Source organism: Pseudomonas sp. RIT-PI-q, from assembly GCF_001297125.1.
GTDB lineage: Bacteria > Pseudomonadota > Gammaproteobacteria > Pseudomonadales > Pseudomonadaceae > Aquipseudomonas.
In genome coordinates this window covers 121629-138050 of sequence record NZ_LHPC01000057.1, presented here as the reverse complement: position 1 = coordinate 138050, position 16422 = coordinate 121629, and the positions used below count along the sequence as shown (strand labels likewise).

Here is a 16422-nt window from a genome sequence, read left to right as displayed (position 1 = left end):
TCAGATGGGTAGAAGAGGCAGGGGTGGGGTGGTTGCCGGGGGGCACGATACGGCTACGATCATCAACGGGATGCTTAATGATCATTCGTTGAAGGTGGATACGGTCTGATCTGAAACGACAAAACCCGCCATCCCGGTGCAAGGGGATGGCGGGTTTTTTGTTGTCTGGTGTGAGGTGGTTTGATCGTTGGTGATGTATTGACTGTTCCACCGCTTTCGCGAGCAAGCTCGCTCCCACAGGGGATCTACAGTGAGTCAGGATTTTGTGAACGGCACGGATTCCTGTGGGAGCGGGCTTGCCCGCGAAGAACGATGACTCGGTCCAACCGGCAAATCACATCGGCTCCGGCGGCCCGATCAACCGTCCCATCACCCCGAACACACCCAATTCCTTAATCGTCTCCAACTCCCCCTGCGTCTCGACCATTTCCGCAATCAACGGCAAATCAATGCTGTTGGTGGCCCTGAAGATCGCCTCAATGAACAGTCGCTTGTCACGTTGCTCATCGATGCCACGAATGTAGGCCCCATCGATTTTCAAGTAAGCCAATCCCAATTGAGTCAGGTTGCCGATCTGGCTGAAGCTGCCGCCAAAATGCTGCAGACCGATGCGATAGCCGGTGTCGAGCAGGCTGTGGCTCAGGCGTTGCAACTCGTCGGTTGGCGGCAGTTGGCGTTCGTCGATTTCCAGGGTCAGCAGCGGTGCAAGGTCGGGCAGTGATTCGAGCATGTCGACGATTTGCTGCAATTGGGCTGGATCGCGCAGGGTGCTGCCGGACAAGCTCAACGCCAAAGGCCAGCGGTTGACGACGAGGTATTCCAGAGTGGTTTCAAGCATGGCCAAGTCGAACCGCGCCGACCAGCCGAGACGCTCGACCCACGGCAGGAAATGCCCGGCGGCAATCGCATTGCCCTGCGGATCGAGCAGGCGGGCCAAGACTTTGTGATGCAGCACTTGGCTGGTGTCGGCACATTGCACCACCGGCTGGAAATACAACTGCATCTTGCCTTCGGTCAGGGCATCGTCGATCCAGCTGCGCCAATCGTATTGGGACTGGTTCGTTGTGGTCTCGGAGTAGGCCTGGTGTATCCACGGCCGTTCGGGATGTTGCCGGGCTTCGGTCAGCGCTTGATCAAGCCGCAGCAGCACATCGCTGGCTGGTTCGCCGGGGCGATAGGCGACGATGCCCAGATGGGCGACCGGCATGCAATCGCTGGCACCGGTCAGGCGCAGGTTTTCCAGGGTGGCGCTGACTTCCGTGGCCAGGCGCACCGCCTCCTTGATGTCGACCCCCGGCGTCAGCAGGCTGAATTCGCCACCACGATTACGCGCCGCCAGCCAGGTCCGACGCTCGGGCAGTTGGGTCAGGCGTGTGAGCAGTTCACCGACGGAGCTGATCAAGGCGTCGGTGCGCTGGCCGCCAAGGCGCTGGTTGAGGCCGACCAGATCGTTGATCCGCAGCATCAACAAGTGGCCATCGCTGCTCTGCTCGGACTCCAGCAAATGGTCGGCCAGTTGTTCGTCCAGCAAACGCCGGTTGGCCAGGCCGGTCAGGCTGTCCTGATAGGATTCGGCGCGCAGTTTTTCACTGCGCGCCGCCTCCTCGGCGAACAGCGCCTTGAGCTTCTCGACCATCTGGTTCATGGCCAGCACCACACGTTTCAATTCCGGGGTGCGTGGCAGTTTCGGCAGGCTTGCAAACTCGCGTTTGCTGATCGCTTCGGCCTGTTTGACCATGCTGTCGAGTGGACGGAATTGCCGGCGCAACAACCAGCCGCCGAACACGGCGCTGAGCAGTCCGCACAGCAGCAACCAGATCAGGCTGCCGAGGGTGCTGTCCCAGAGTTTGGCCAGGGCGAATTGCGGATTGCTCAGCACCTCGACCCGTGCCACTTGCTCCCAGCCGCGCATGATCAGTGCTTCACCACCTTGTGGGCGCAGGTTGACCAGGCTGACGAACCAACCGGGAACGCCTCTGATGTGCGAAGGCGTGCTGCGTTCTACCAACAGTTGCTCATCGACAATGTTGACGACCCGGATGCTGTTGAAATAACCGCTGTCGAAAATCGAGCTGACCATCAACTCGATCATCGCCGGGTCGTCGATTTGCGTGGTCAACGACAAGCCCAGTGCGGTGGCGGCGTCCTGGGCGTGGGAACGCAACTGGCCGAGCGTCTGATCGCGAGAGCTTTCCAGGCCGACAAAAAAACTGCCGCTGAACGCCACCAGCAAGAACAGGCAGATGGCGAGAAACAACTGTTTGCGCAGTGACATAAATCGCTCCTTGCTGGGGTGGCTAGCCGTCGCCCACGGCGAACCCTTCGGCCTGCATCTTCTTCAGTACGTCTTGCCAGCGCGACAGTTTCTTCGAGTCGCTGCTGCGTTGGCCACCATTGGCCCCTGGCAAGTACAGGCCTTCGGCGTTGAAGGCGTACACCGGCAGCAGGTCCTTGCGTTGGGAGGCGGGACGGATGTCGCCGATGAGGTTGTCCAGCACCAGCGGCTCGGCCGTGGGGCTGCTGTAGAAGGTCAATACCATGTGCGCTTGATTCTGGCTCAGGGCTTTGACGTAGGTGATGCGCAGTTTCTCGCTGGGAATCCCGAGGTGGCGCAGGCTGAAATATTTCGCCAGGGCGTAGTCCTCGCAGTCGGCAGCGCCCTTGATCAGGGATTCGATGGGGGTGGCCCAGTAATCGGTCTGACGCCAGATGCGGGTGTCGTCCTGAAAGGTCAGTTGTTGATTGAAGAATTGATTGACCGCATTCAGTTGCTCGGGCGCAGGCGCGTTGATTTCGCTTTGCAGCATTTGGCTCCAGGCCACGATCCGTTCCTGGGCCGGGCCGAGGGGGCCGTAGCGGTTTTCGGCGGTTTGCAGGATTTGCGCAAAATTCCAGTCGGCCCAGACGCTGCCGAGCGCGGTCAGCAGCAGACTTGACAGCAGTAGCCATCCGCCGAGCCGAAGTCGGAGCGTTGACCATCCTGGACTACGCGGACTACGGGACATGTCTGGCTGCTCAAGTGCAGATGTCTGGAGTTTAGGCGGTGTTTTTGTCTGTGGGAGGGTTGGTCGTCGGGTCTATTGGTCTTTGGATGGTGTACATATCCGTTGCTGTGGTAACGGCGGCTTTTGGTTCCGCCCTTACGGCGGGTCACTTGGAAAAGCCCCAAGTAACCAAGGGCTCTTGCCCCTTTCGTTCGGTGCCTCGCTAAGGCTCGGCATGCCCTCGCTCCGGTCCTGCTCCGTGGGCCCGCCGCCATCGGCATCCATGGCCGGGGGCGGCTAACCCGGCATCCCTGGCGGGTTACCCACTGCGCAGAACCTGCGCTCGGCCTCTCGAGGCGGCGGTGCATCAACATCAAAAGCACGGCGGCCTACAGGCCGGCCTGATTGGGGAATACGCATTCCCCTGTAGGAGCGAGCTTGCTCGCGAAGAACGTCAATGATGGCGCGTGTTAACAGGATAAACGCGGTGCCTGTGGATCCATCGCGAGCAAGCTCGCTCCTACAGGGGACGGTGTTTTTTGAGGCACCGAATGGCGGGGCAAAAGCCCTTGGTTACTTGGGGCTTTTCCAAGTGACCCGCCGTAAGGGCGGAACCAATAGCCGCCATTACCGCAGAAACGGATATGCCCCAATCAAAAAAACCCAATAAAACGGACTCAAAACTTGCGCAACGTTTTCTGCCTGAGGATATAGACCGTCACCAACACCGCACTGGTCAACATAAACCCCCGCGCCCAGGGCAGCGGCACCAGATAGCAGGAAAACAGAATACTCACCCACATCAGGCCAATGGCGTAGACCTTACCCTTGAGCGGAATACCGTTGCCCTCAAGATAGTCGCGAATCCACGGCCCAAGCCGTGGATGCTCCACCAGCCACTGATAAAAACGCGGCGAACTACGGGCGAAACAGGCGGCCGCCAGCAGCAGGAACGGCGTGGTGGGCAACACCGGCAGGAAAATCCCGATCACCCCCAACGCTACGCTCAGCCAGCCGATGGCCAGCAGCACGTAGCGCAACATCAGGGAGCGGTTGCCTATGGGGTTGTCCATAGGCAAAACCTTAGTGGTGACGTGGCTTGAGGATCGCCGGTTTTTCGTCTGGCGCATTACACAGCAGGTACAGCGCGGTCAGGGCTTCCGGGATCTGTACGATCATGTCGTCCATCAGGTTGGCGTCTTTGGCGATGTCTTCGAACTCTGGCTGTTCGTCGAACAGGCCGGAACCGACCATGATCGGCAGCAGCATTTCGCTGACTTCATCTTCGGCGGTTTCAAACCAGGCCGCTTCGCGCAGGAACACGCCTTCCATGAACCCGATGCACCAGCCACGCAGGTCGGAATCATCCGGCTCGTCGCCCAGGTCCAGGTCGCACGGCAGCTCGAACTCTTCATCGGACGCCAGTTGGCGGGCGATGTGAGCCTTGAGGGCCAGCAGGGTGGATTCGATCGCTTCACGCTCGGTGTCGTCGGCGTAATGCGGCTCTTCGGCAAAGAGGGCGTCGATCCATTCACGGTCGGGAACGGTCTCGGAACAGATCGACAGCGCAGTGAGGTAGCCGTGGGCGGCCACGTAGTCCAGCGCCTCGTCATGCAGTTCGTCGGCGTCGAGGAAGACTTGCAGGCGGGTTAGTTGCTCAGCGAAGGGCATTAAAGGGCTACCTTGGGAATTAAACAGATGCGGGAATTCTAGGCCTTCTTGAGCACTCAGGCCAGCCGCGCGGCATTTTTGCGCCCACAAGCCTCTTATCAGCGGCGCCCTTTGCCGGGCAGGGGTCGGGTATACTCGCGCGTTTTGTGATGCCCTGCTGGCGTCACGGCTGAAATTGAAGCGTCATGCAATGCGCACTTACGATTTGTCGGTGCAGCCTTCGTGGTTCTGAACCAGCCTTGCAGGGATGTTTCGGTGATTTTTGGAGTTTTTATGCTCGAACAGGCACAACGCGTCCTCAAGGACATCTTCGGCTACGACAGTTTCCGTGGCCGTCAGGGTGCAATCATTGAGCGCGTGGCCAGTGGCGGCGACGCCCTGGTGCTGATGCCTACCGGTGGCGGCAAATCCTTGTGCTTCCAGGTGCCTGCGCTGTTGCGCGAAGGCCTGGCGGTGGTGGTGTCGCCGCTGATCGCGCTGATGGACGACCAGGTCGCGACCCTCGAAGAGCTGGGCGTCGCCGCGGCGGCATTGAACTCCACGTTGAGCGCGGAACAACAGCGCGACCTGGCGGCACGGATCAAGCGCGGTGAAGTGAAAATGCTTTATCTCGCACCCGAGCGTCTGGTGCAGCCGCGCATGCTGGCCTTCCTGCAGAGTCTTGAAATTTCCCTGTTCGCCATCGACGAAGCGCACTGCGTGTCTCAATGGGGCCACGACTTTCGCCGCGAATACCTGCAACTGGGCCAATTGGCGGAGTTGTTCCCCAACGTTCCGCGCATCGCCCTGACCGCCACGGCGGACAAGCGCACCCGCGAAGAAATCGTCGACCGCCTGCATCTACAGAATGCCGAGCGTTTCCTCTCGAGTTTCGACCGGCCGAACATTTTCTACCGCATCGTGCCCAAGGAGCAGCCGCGCAAGCAATTGCTCGCATTCCTCGCGGAACGGCGCAGCGATGCCGGCATCGTCTATTGCCTGTCGCGCAAAAAAGTCGACGAAGTGGCGGTGTTCCTCAGCGAACAAGGCTTCCCGGCGCTGCCGTACCACGCCGGTCTGCCCAACGACACCCGTGCGCACCACCAGAAACGCTTCCTCAACGAGGAAGGCCTGATCATGGTCGCCACCGTGGCGTTCGGCATGGGCATCGACAAGCCCAACGTGCGCTTCGTCGCGCACCTCGATTTGCCGAAATCCCTTGAGGCGTACTACCAGGAAACCGGTCGCGGTGGCCGTGACGGTCTGCCAGCTGACGCGTGGATGGCCTACGGTCTGCAAGACGTGGTGATGCTCAAGCAGATGCTGCAGAACTCCGAAGGCGACGAGCGTCACAAGCGTCTGGAACAGCACAAGCTCGACGCCATGCTCTCGCTCTGCGAAGAAACCCGCTGCCGCCGCCAGACGCTGCTGGCCTACTTCGACGAAGACATGCCCCAGCCCTGCGGCCATTGCGACAACTGCGTCGATGGCGTGCAGACCTGGGACGCCACCGAGCCTGCTCGCCAGGCACTCTCGGCGATCTACCGCACCGGCCAGCGCTACGGCGTCGGGCATTTGGTGGACGTGCTGCTGGGCAAGGACAACGAAAAGGTCCGCAACTTCGGCCATCAGCATCTGTCGGTGTACGGTGTCGGCAAGGCGATGGGGGAGAGTGAATGGCGCTCGCTGTTCCGACAACTGGTTGCCCGTGGTCTGGCGGACATCGACCTTGAAGGCTACGGTGGCCTGCGCTTGAGTGACACGTGCCGGCCGCTGCTAAAGGGTGAAGTAACCCTGGAGCTGCGCCGCGACCTCAAGCCACAAACCACCGCAAAAAGCAGCAAGAGCCAGGCGAGCCAACTGGTGCGCGGCGAAGAACGCGAGCAGTGGGAAGCCTTGCGCGCCCTGCGGCGCAAGCTCGCTGAAGAACATGGCGTGCCGCCGTACGTCATCTTCCCCGACTCGACCTTGCTGGAAATGCTCCGCAGTCAGCCGACCTCGCTGGCGGAAATGGCCACAGTCAGTGGCGTCGGCGCGCGCAAACTGGAACGTTACGGCGAAGCCTTCCTGGAAGTCCTCGGCGGTCAGGTCGAGGCGCCGAAAGTGGTGGCCGATGTGCGCCACGAACTGATCACCCTTGCGCGTGCCGGCATGACGCCGCTGCAGATCGCCGGCCAGCTGCAATGCTCGGAAAAGAACGTTTACACGATGCTGGCCGAAGCGATTGGCAAACAGCAGTTGTCGCTGGAGCAGGCGCTGGATCTGCCCGAAGACTTGATGGGCGAAATCCAGGACGCGTTCCTCGACGGCGAAGGCGAATTGCCGCCCGTGGCAGAGATCGCCGCGCTGTTCGCCGGTCGTGTGCCGGAAGGGGTTTTGTACTGTGTTCGGGCGGCGCTGCAATCGGAATTCGAGATTTGAGTGACCTGTCTCACTGATGTAACGATTCAGTACAGACCAAGCCTTGCCTCAAGCGAAGGGTCATGCTTAGCTGACTAATAATTAGTTTTTCTCTATTTCAGTCTAATCATGAGTGTTTTATGCCGTTAACCGATCAACACCGCTTTGGCATGCAACTGGCCCAGATGTCGCGTGGCTGGCGTGCCGAACTGGACCGCCGGCTGGCCGGCCTTGGATTGTCCCAGGCGCGCTGGCTGGTGCTGCTGCACCTGGCGCGATTCGAAGAGGCACCGACCCAGCGGGAACTGGCGCAAAGCGTCGGCGTAGAAGGGCCGACCCTGGCCCGCCTGCTCGACAGCCTCGAAAGTCAGGGATTGGTGCAGCGTCAATCGGTGCTGGAAGACCGTCGGGCGAAAAAAATTGTCCTGTGTGCACCGGCCCTTCCGTTGATCGAACAAATTGAAACCATTGCCACCCAACTGCGCCGCGAATTGTTCGAAGGTGTCGATGAGGCGGACTTGAAGGTCTGCATGCGTGTCCACGGGCATATTCTGGCCAACCTGGAAAAATCTTGAGGCATAACCGCGCGCCAGACTTTTGAGATACCCCGTTGGGCAGACTATAAAGAACTACTTGGCTCTATCGTGTTCGTACCGGATGTGCGAACACGTACAAGGTTGGTTCCGGTTATCTAAGGGATGCTCATGCTCGAGAGTTGGCACGTTGTTTTACGGTGTTGCACCCGGCTGCTGTTGGTCGGTGGTGCTGTCACTTACTCGGCATTGGCGCCTGCGCTCGGCTTGGGCGATATCACCCTGCATTCGGCGTTGAATCAGCCGCTGCGCGCCGACATCGCCCTGGTGGATGCCGCCGGGCTGGAGGAGGGCGAGCTCTCCGTCAGCTTGGCGACAGCGGACGAATTCAGCCGCGCCGGCGTCGAGCGGGTGTTCTTCCTCAACGATCTGAAGTTCACACCGATCCTGCGCGGCAATCGCAGCCTGATCCGGGTCAGCTCGAACAAACCGGTCAAAGAGCCATTCCTGAATTTCCTCGTGCAGCTCAATCAGCCGAACGGACGCGTGTTGCGCGAATACACGGTATTGATCGATCCACCGGGTTCACCGGGGATTGTTCCTGTCAGTGATGAGCCGGTTGCCAATTCGCAGTCTTCCGCATTCCCGACCGTCGAACCGAGCGTTGCACCTGCACCCGCGTCGAAGAGCAAGAAGCCACCCACCCCTCGTGTCGAACCTGCTCCTGTACCTGATCCTGCCGCCGAGCAACTGGCCGCCAGCGTGCTGCAAAACCAGCAACTGCAAACCACCCTCGATCAGCTAAACGCGAAACTGCAGGCTCAGGACGAGCAGATCGCCGGTCAGAAAAAGCAGGTGACCGAGCTGCAAACCCAATTGGCAGAGGTCAGGCAGGCGACAGCAGAGCCAGTCGCGCCGGTCGCTGTGGCGCCTGCGCCAGTCGTGGTTAACGAGCCCGAGCCGATCCACTGGCTGCTGATGTTCGGTGTACTGGCGCTGCTGGTTTTGCTGTTGCTGGGGCTGTTCGTTCGGCGTCAACGCCAGCAGGTCCAGGTGTTGCCTGAGCCTTTACCGGTTTTGCCATCACGGCATGAACCGGTGCTCAATCCCACCTCAGAACCGGTCGCTGTGCGGCAAACCGCGACCGGGCCGAGTGAAGACACTCCAGCAGGTGATGTGCTTGAAGGGGTCGGTATCTATCTGGCCTACGGTCGTTTTTCCGAAGCGGTCGGTTTGTTGCGAGAGGCGCTGCTCAAGGAACCACAACGCACCGATCTGGCCCTGCAACTGCTGGAAGTCCTGGGTAAACAGGGGGACGTGCCGGCCTACGATGCGCAGGAAAACAACCTGCGTGACGCAGGGTTTGACGTACAAAAGCTTCACGACATCCGTGCTCGCTTCCCGAAATTAAGCAGTGCGGCACCGTTGGCCGCCGCAGTGACAATAACGCCAACCCAAGCTTCGATTGCTGAGGCGGCGCCCAGCGATGAGTTCCAGTTGAACCTCGATGATTTGTCGATGGATTCGAATTGGGACCTGATCAGCCCCTTTGAAAACCCGCCGGCCGCCGCGAAACCGCCGAATGTGTCGCCGCACCTGGACGAGCCCGCGTTCACCTCGAACCTGCACGTGTTGCCCGAAGTGTTCGAAATGCCCGACGACGCGATGCTGGACGAGCCGGAAATCGAGTGGGTCGCGGAACCTGCCTCACAGTCCCTGGACGACGCCTTTCTCAACGAGTTCAGCGATGCCGGCGATTCGCTGGAACTTGAACCGCTGCATCCGGAACCGGACGAGCCGAACAGCTCCAGCAAACTGGAACAAGCCCAGACCTGCATCGACGACGGCGATCTGGACAGCGCCATCGAACTGCTCAACGAACTGCTCAAGGACGGCGACGAACCCCTCAAGCAGACCGCCCGAAGCCTATTGGCTGGAATCCGTTGAGGATCAAAAGATCGCAGCCTTCGGCAGCTCCTACAGGTGTACGTCAATCCATGTAGGAGCTGCCGAAGGCTGCGATCTTTTAAACGGACGGCTATGATAGCGACGCCCTTTGTTTCAGGAGACACGCGCGTCATGACCGTACACAAACCAGAAATCGTCATCACCTATTGCACGCAATGCCAGTGGCTGTTGCGCGCTGCCTGGCTCGCCCAGGAACTGCTCAGCACCTTCGGCGACGATCTGGGCAAAGTGTCACTGGTGCCCGGCACCGGTGGGGTCTTTCACATTTTCTGTGACGACGTGCAAATCTGGGAGCGCAAGGCTGACGGTGGTTTCCCCGAAGCCAAGGTGCTCAAGCAGCGGGTCCGCGATCAAATTGATCCGGACCGCGACCTGGGGCACAACGACCGGACTCAGTGAGACGCAGCTTCTGCGGCCACGGCTTGCTTGCTTGAGCCGCCCGAGAGTCGGCTGGAAACCACGATCGCCACGATGATCAATGCACCGCCGATCAACATGCGCAGGGTCGGGTTTTCATTGAACAGCAACCAGGCCACGGTGATGCCGTAAACCGGTTCAAGGGCGAACACCACGGCCGCCGTCCGCGCCTTGATCACCGCCAGGCTGGCGACGAACAGGCTGTGTGCGACAGCGGTGCAGAACACCCCGAGCAGACCGATCCACAGCCAGTCGATGGCACGCACTTCGCTCAACTGAGGGGCCGCCACCGGTAGCAGGCACAGCGCGACCACGACGTTTTGACACAGTGCAGCCTGCACGGGCGCAATCCTTCCGGAGCTGGCGCGGTTGGTCAGCGAGAGCAGCGAAAACAGCAACCCCGAACCCACCGCCCAGAGCAGGCCGGTGGTGGCGCCGCTGGCCAGGTCGAAGTCCGGCGTGACCAACACCAGCCCGATACTCACCAATACCACCAGCAGGATTTCGTTGGCGCGGATTCGTTCGCGAAAGATCAGCCCTTCGAGGATCACGGTAAAGGCCGGGAAACTGGCAAAGCCCAGCGTTGCGATCGCCACGCCCGCTACTTTCACCGCAATAAAGAAACTTACCCAGTGTCCGGCCAGCAGCAAGCCGCCGAGCAGCAGGCGGCGCCAGTCCACGGCTTGCAGTTTCTGCCAACGCGTGTTGCTGGCGAACCGTGCAAAAACCGCCAATGCCAGCACGGCAAACGCGGCACGACCGAAGACGATGACGGCGGGGGAGGCCACAGCCAGTTTGCCGAACACACCGGTCAGGCCGAACATCAGGGCGCCGATATGCAGGGCGCCAAGGGCGGAGCGGGGAGGCATTGCAATCCTTGATAAACGTAGTGAGCCAGGTCGACAGACACCGCCGCCCCTGTAGGAGCTGCCGCAGGCTGCGATCTTTTGATCTTGATCCCGAAAAACAAGATCAAAAGATCGCAGCCTTCGGCAGCTCCTACATTGAAGCGTGTGAAGCCTGCTATGTCTGTCGCCAGACTATCGTCCTTTGTCGCCAGCCTCGCGGCGCAACTTGCCCGGCGATGCGCCGAACTCGCGCAAGACCGCCGCGGCGAAGGCGCTTTGGGAGCTGTAACCCACCCGGCTGGCGATCTCACCAACGGGCAACGCCGATTCCCGAAGTAATCCCACAGCGATGTGCAGTCGCCGACTGCGAATGTAGTCCATCGGTGTTTGCCCGCATTCGGCCACGAATCGCGCATGCAACCGGGCACTGGACAGGCCAGCCAAGCGGGCCAGATCGGCGACTTGCAGTGGATAGGCAGCGTACTGATCGATGTGTGCATTCAGCGCCGCATAAGGCAGGCGCCGGCCGCCGACACGCTCGGGTTTGGCGTGGTTGAGGCTGGCCAACAACAGCACCGCGCCCTGCTGCGCAATCAGTGGATCGCCGACCTGACTGCCTGCCAGCCAACTCACCAATTGGCTTTGCCCGGCATCCAGCGACAGGCGCCCGGCGTTGTCGAGCAAGCGACGGCTGGCGTCGGCGTGATCCCCCAATGACTGAGCAACCCAATCGTCACCGGGCACATCCAGCACCAGGCAGCGGCTGCCATTGGCACTGCCGCAGGCGTGATGCGCGCCGGACGGCACCACCGCGAAACTCTGCTGAACCACCTGGCTGCCACGCCCGTCGACCTCGACATCCAGCGCACCCGACAACCCGAACACCAGTTGCGCGTGGTCGTGGCTGTGGACGATCAGGTCGTCTGTGTAGTGGCGTAGCGTGAGGATCGGTCTCATCGCAGGTCTCCCGGGGCAGGGTGCCAGTCTACACCGGCGAGCGCTGTCACAGGACTGACTCACCACTGTCATGGGCAGTTAACCGGGCCGGAGCAAGCTTGCAAAAACTTTTCCAGAGGGTTGCCCATGACCAGCGCCGAGCTCGCCAAACCCAGTCGTAAGCAACGTGTGCGGACCCTATGGATTTCCGATGTGCATTTGGGCACCCGGGATTGCCAGGCCGAACACCTGTCGCAGTTTCTCAAGGGCTACCACGCGGACAAGGTCTACCTGGTCGGCGACATCATCGACGGCTGGAAACTGCGCAGCGGCATGTACTGGCCGCAAGCGCACACCAATGTGATTCGTCGCCTGCTGACCATGAGCAAGCGCGGCACCGAAGTGATTTACGTCACCGGCAACCACGACGAATTCCTGCGTCGTTATTCGAAGCTGATCCTGGGCAACATCCAACTGGTCGACGAAGCCGTGCACGTGACCGCCGATGGCCGTCATCTGCTGGTGATCCACGGCGACCAGTTCGACGTGATCACCCGCTATCACCGCTGGCTGGCCTTTCTCGGCGACTCGGCCTACGAGTTCACCTTGACCCTCAACCGCTGGCTCAACCACTGGCGCGCCCGCTATGGTTATGGCTATTGGTCGTTGTCGGCGTACCTCAAACACAAGGTGAAAACCGCGGTCAGCTTTATCAGCGATTTCGAGGAAGCCATCGCCCACGAATGCGTCAAACGCGAATTGCATGGCGTGGTGTGCGGGCACATTCACCATGCCGAAATTCGCAAGGTCGGCGGGGTGGATTACCTCAATTGCGGAGATTGGGTCGAGTCGTGCACGGCGCTGATCGAGCATTGGGATGGCTCGATCGAGTTGTATCGGTTGGCGGATGCCCAGGCGCGTGAGGCTGAGTTGAAGGCGGTGAAAATTCCGGAGCCGGCGTAGGCAGGTCAGACGCCTTCGCGGGCAAGCCTCGCTCCTACAGGGAACGCATTCCAACTGTAGGAGCGAGGCTTGCCCGCGAAGAGGCCATGACTATCACTATTGATGTCAGGCGGGTGCGTGTTCTTCCATCGCCGCCTTGTAAATCGAATTTTTCGGCTGGGCAAACAACCGCGCCATCATCGGCTCGAAGAAGCTCAACGGCAGTGTGTCGTACCCCGGATCAAACGCTGCCGCATCGTACTTGGCACAGAACTCAATGGTCGCCTGATACTGCGGATGATCGCTGAATTGCTCACGCAGATGCCGATCCATGCCCAAATGATGGAAAAAGTAGTACCCCTGGAAAATCCCGTGTTTCTCCACCATCCACAGGTTCTCGGCACTGACGAACGGCTTGAGGATCGCTGCGGCGATGTCCGGGTGGTTGTAGGAACCCAGGGTGTCGCCGATGTCGTGCAGCAACGCGCAGACCACGTATTCTTCGTCGCGGCCATCGCGCCACGCGCGGCTGGCGGTTTGCAGGGAGTGGGTCAGGCGATCCACCGGGAAGCCGCCAAAATCACCCTCCAGCAGTTTCAGGTGCGCCACAATCCGGGTCGGCAATTGCCTCGCATAGGCGCTGAAGTCGGCGGCGATGATCGCCCAGTCCTCTTGCGTGCCGTCCTGCATGTGGGTGAAGCGGGCATTGGCATTCATCGCCTATCCTCTTGTGACTGATTGCGCCTAGAACGGCACTCGACCCAGAATCATGTCGCGGTACATGACGAAATCGCCGAGCAAGCTGTAAAACGGATGCTGAAAGGTCGCAGGACGATTCTTCTCGAAGAAAAAATGCCCGGCCCAGGCGAAGCTGTAACCGGCCAGCGGAAGGGCCCACAAGAACAGCCAGGCGCCTTTGCCGATGGTCAGGGCTAGAATGAAAATAACCAGCGTCGTGCCGATGAAGTGCAATCGTCGGCAGGTACTGTTGGAGTGTTCGCTGAGGTAATACGGGTAGAACTCAGCGAAGCTATTGAAACGTTTGACGTTTTCCACGACTGCGATCTCTGTGGTTATTGTTATGACTGCAAGTTGTTCGGCGGGTAGCTTATTTGAGTCTAGAGTGATCATTGGCATCAGCCAGTGACAATAGGCGCCACTTTAGTATCCTTCGGAAATTGGCCGTAACATGCGGCTCATCATGTAAGAAAACGCCATGAGCGAACGAACGACTTCTGCAAGCTGGGCGATGGGGATTGTCAAAGCACTGGAGATGGACGGCCTGGATTGCCGGGTTCTGTTCAAGCAACTGGGGCTCGACTACGCGGCACTGGATGATCCGGATGCACGCTTCCCACAAGATTCCATGACACGACTGTGGCAGCGCGCGGTCGAGCTGTCCGGCAACCCGGCGATTGGCCTGAACATGGGCAAGGTGGTGCGACCGGCCTCCTTCCATGTGGCCGGTTACGCGCTGATGTCCAGCCAGACCCTGGCCGAAGGCTTTCAACGACTGGTGCGGTATCAGCGGATCATTGCCGAAAGTGCCGACCTGAGTTTCCGACTGCTGGATGAAGGCTATGCGCTCATTCTGACGGTCCACGGCGACCATCTGCCGCCAACCCGCCAGAGTGCCGAAGCCTCCCTGGCCTGCGCCCTGGCGCTGTGTGGCTGGTTGACCGGGCGCACCCTGCAACCGCGCAAGGTGTTGGTGCAGGCCGATGAACCGGCTAATCTCGAACCCTATAAACAGGCCTTTCATGCACCGCTGGTGTTCAACGCGCCTTACGACGCGCTGATCTTCGAGCGTGCCGACATGGAGGCGCCGCTGCCGACGGCCAACGAGGCCATGGCGCTGCTGCATGACCGGTTTGCCGGCGAGTACCTGGCGCGGTTTTCCGAGAGCCGCGTGACCCACAAGGCGCGGCAGGTGTTGTGCCGATTGCTGCCCCAGGGTGAACCCAAGCGCGACACCGTGGCGCAGACGCTGCACCTGTCGCAACGGACCTTGCAGCGACGCTTGCAGGAAGAGGGCACGAGTTTTCAGACGTTGCTGGACGACACCCGACGCGAACTGGCGGAGCAGTATCTGGCGCAGCCCAACATGACCCTGCTGGAAATTGCCTACCTGTTGGGGTTCGCCGACCCGAGCAACTTTTTCCGTGCTTTCCGCCGCTGGTTCGACGCCACCCCCGGCGAGTACCGGGTGCGGCTGATGGCGGCGCCTGTTCCTGTCAGTGACGCCAGAACGCCGGAATACACAGCACAAACACGGTGATGATCTCCAGTCGGCCCAACAGCATGCCGAACGAGAGAATCCACTTGGCAGCGTCCGGCAGGGTCGCGAAGTTGCCCGCCGGGCCGATGGTCTCGCCCAGTCCCGGACCGACGCCGGACACCGTGCTGGCCGCGCCGGTGAGGGCGGTCATCCAGTCCACGCCGAGCAGTGACAGCAGCAGCGCGATCACGCAAATGGTGATGGCGAAGAAGAACGAAAAGGTCAAAATCGAGCGCACGATCTCTTCATCGAGGCGGTGCCCGTTGTACTTCTGCTTGATCACTGCGCGCGGGTGAATCAGCTGGTTAAGGTTGGCCTTGAGCAGAATGTAGGCGACCTGGAAGCGGAAAATCTTGATCCCGCCGGCGGTCGAACCTGAACAACCGCCAACAAAGCCCAGATAGAAGAACAGCATCAGCGAGAAATTGCCCCACAGGCTGTAGTCCCCCAGTGCAAATCCTGTAGTCGTCACCACCGACGTCACGTTCAGCGCCACATGCCGCAACGCGTCCAGCCAATGCAGCTGGGTGGTCCACCAGTACCAGGTGCCGAGCACCAGCCAGGTCACCAGCAACATGCCGAGCAAACCTTGAACCTGCTGATCCTTGATCAACGCTCGGCGGTTGCCGCGCAAGGTCGCCACATACAGGGTGAACGGCAGGCTGCCGAGAATCATGATGACGATCGCGACCCAGTGCACCGCCGGTTGCGTCCACTTGGCCAGGGACTGGTCGGAGGTAGAAAAACCGCCAGTGGAAATCGCCGACATCGCATGGTTGACCGCGTCGAACGGGCTCATCCCGGCCCACCAGAACGCCAGGCTACCGAAAATGGTGATGCCGACGTAGGCCGCAACGATCAAACGCGCCACCATGTGCGAACGGGGCATGACCTTTTCGGAACGGTCCGACGACTCGGTCTGAAACAGCCGCATCCCACCGATGCGCAGCAGTGGCAGAATCGCTACCGCCATGCCGATAAAGCCGATGCCGCCGATCCAGTGCAGCAATGAGCGCCACATCAGAATGCCGGGGGACATGGCGTCCAGGCCGGTGAGTACCGTCGAACCGGTGGCGGTGATGCCGGACATGCTTTCGAAGAACGAGTCGGTGTAGCTGATGTGCTGGGTCAGCAAAAACGGCAGCGCGGCGAAGATGCACACCACCAGCCAGCTGCTGACGGTCAGCAGGTACATGTCGCGCGGGCGCAGGTGTACGTGCTCAGGGCGCCCGGGGATGACCAGCGCGAGGCCGGCGACAAAGGTGATCATGCTGGCCCAGAGGAACGACGGCAGGTCGCCGGTACGGTCGAAAATCACAAGCGTGGCCATGGGCACGACCATGGCGATGGCCAAGGTGATCAGGAAGATGCCGATAATGAAACCAATGAGACGTAAGGTCGGCAACGCCATGAAATCCGCTCGGCTGAAATAAGGAAGGGCGCCATTCTACCTGTGGGACAGGGCA

At 60.4% G+C, this 16422-nt stretch carries 15 protein-coding genes; 6 read left to right on the top strand and 9 right to left on the bottom strand.

Annotation, left to right across the window (positions count from 1 at the left end):
* Positions 1 to 334 precede the first annotated feature (334 nt).
* The 4 genes from lapD to AEQ67_RS31340 all read right to left on the bottom strand — a co-directional run bounded on the left by lapD (position 335) and on the right by AEQ67_RS31340 (position 4655).
* On the bottom strand, positions 335 to 2275 hold the full coding sequence (gene lapD / locus AEQ67_RS31355) for a cyclic di-GMP receptor LapD (RefSeq protein ID WP_059407622.1): 1941 nt from the start codon (positions 2273 to 2275) through the stop codon (positions 335 to 337).
* A gap of 22 nt (positions 2276 to 2297) precedes the next feature.
* Positions 2298 to 3005 carry a cysteine protease LapG gene (gene lapG / locus AEQ67_RS31350; RefSeq protein WP_059407621.1) on the bottom strand — a complete coding sequence of 236 codons (708 nt, stop codon included), beginning with the start codon at positions 3003 to 3005 and terminating at the stop codon, positions 2298 to 2300.
* A gap of 656 nt (positions 3006 to 3661) precedes the next feature.
* The gene (locus tag AEQ67_RS31345; protein WP_059407620.1) at positions 3662 to 4057 is read right to left on the bottom strand and encodes a YbaN family protein; all 396 of its coding nucleotides are present in this window, start codon (positions 4055 to 4057) and stop codon (positions 3662 to 3664) included.
* Between the two features lie 10 nt (positions 4058 to 4067).
* Positions 4068 to 4655, bottom strand: a complete 588-nt coding sequence (locus AEQ67_RS31340) for a UPF0149 family protein (RefSeq protein WP_059407619.1) — start codon at positions 4653 to 4655, stop codon at positions 4068 to 4070.
* 273 nt (positions 4656 to 4928) lie between these two features.
* Between AEQ67_RS31340 and recQ the strand changes: the two genes are divergently transcribed.
* The 4 genes from recQ (at position 4929) to AEQ67_RS31320 (ending at position 9934) form a co-directional block, all read left to right on the top strand.
* Complete coding sequence (recQ, locus tag AEQ67_RS31335; RefSeq protein ID WP_059407618.1) at positions 4929 to 7055, top strand: DNA helicase RecQ; 2127 nt, start codon at positions 4929 to 4931, stop codon at positions 7053 to 7055.
* A gap of 119 nt (positions 7056 to 7174) precedes the next feature.
* Positions 7175 to 7609 (top strand): MarR family transcriptional regulator, encoded by a 435-nt coding sequence (locus AEQ67_RS31330; protein ID WP_059407617.1) that lies wholly within the window; start codon positions 7175 to 7177, stop codon positions 7607 to 7609.
* Positions 7610 to 7738: 129 nt separating this feature from the next.
* Positions 7739 to 9514: a FimV/HubP family polar landmark protein gene (locus AEQ67_RS31325; RefSeq protein ID WP_059407616.1), complete on the top strand. Its 1776-nt coding sequence runs from the start codon at positions 7739 to 7741 to the stop codon at positions 9512 to 9514.
* 132 nt (positions 9515 to 9646) lie between these two features.
* Entirely contained in the window at positions 9647 to 9934 is a 288-nt protein-coding gene (locus tag AEQ67_RS31320) for a SelT/SelW/SelH family protein (protein WP_059407615.1), read from the top strand.
* Here AEQ67_RS31320 and AEQ67_RS31315 read toward each other — a convergent pair.
* The gene (locus AEQ67_RS31315; protein WP_059407614.1) at positions 9928 to 10821 is read right to left on the bottom strand and encodes a DMT family transporter; all 894 of its coding nucleotides are present in this window, start codon (positions 10819 to 10821) and stop codon (positions 9928 to 9930) included. The genes AEQ67_RS31320 and AEQ67_RS31315 overlap by 7 nt on opposite strands.
* Before the next feature lie 171 nt (positions 10822 to 10992).
* The gene (locus tag AEQ67_RS31310) at positions 10993 to 11757 is read right to left on the bottom strand and encodes a helix-turn-helix transcriptional regulator (RefSeq protein WP_059407613.1); all 765 of its coding nucleotides are present in this window, start codon (positions 11755 to 11757) and stop codon (positions 10993 to 10995) included.
* Between the two features lie 126 nt (positions 11758 to 11883).
* Between AEQ67_RS31310 and AEQ67_RS31305 the strand changes: the two genes are divergently transcribed.
* Complete coding sequence (locus AEQ67_RS31305) at positions 11884 to 12699, top strand: UDP-2,3-diacylglucosamine diphosphatase (RefSeq protein WP_059407612.1); 816 nt, start codon at positions 11884 to 11886, stop codon at positions 12697 to 12699.
* Between the two features lie 105 nt (positions 12700 to 12804).
* On the opposite strand, the gene AEQ67_RS31300 is transcribed toward AEQ67_RS31305, so the two are convergent.
* Both AEQ67_RS31300 and AEQ67_RS31295 read right to left on the bottom strand, forming a co-directional pair.
* Positions 12805 to 13395 carry an HD domain-containing protein gene (locus tag AEQ67_RS31300; protein ID WP_059407611.1) on the bottom strand — a complete coding sequence of 197 codons (591 nt, stop codon included), beginning with the start codon at positions 13393 to 13395 and terminating at the stop codon, positions 12805 to 12807.
* Between the two features lie 27 nt (positions 13396 to 13422).
* On the bottom strand, positions 13423 to 13734 hold the full coding sequence (locus AEQ67_RS31295) for a DUF962 domain-containing protein (RefSeq protein WP_059407610.1): 312 nt from the start codon (positions 13732 to 13734) through the stop codon (positions 13423 to 13425).
* Positions 13735 to 13894: 160 nt separating this feature from the next.
* Between AEQ67_RS31295 and AEQ67_RS31290 the strand changes: the two genes are divergently transcribed.
* Positions 13895 to 14956 carry an AraC family transcriptional regulator gene (locus tag AEQ67_RS31290; protein ID WP_201782103.1) on the top strand — a complete coding sequence of 354 codons (1062 nt, stop codon included), beginning with the start codon at positions 13895 to 13897 and terminating at the stop codon, positions 14954 to 14956.
* Here the strand turns inward: AEQ67_RS31290 and AEQ67_RS31285 are convergent.
* Complete coding sequence (locus AEQ67_RS31285; RefSeq protein WP_059407608.1) at positions 14913 to 16367, bottom strand: TrkH family potassium uptake protein; 1455 nt, start codon at positions 16365 to 16367, stop codon at positions 14913 to 14915. The two genes, AEQ67_RS31290 and AEQ67_RS31285, sit on opposite strands and share 44 nt — an antisense overlap.
* Positions 16368 to 16422: the final 55 nt, after the last annotated feature.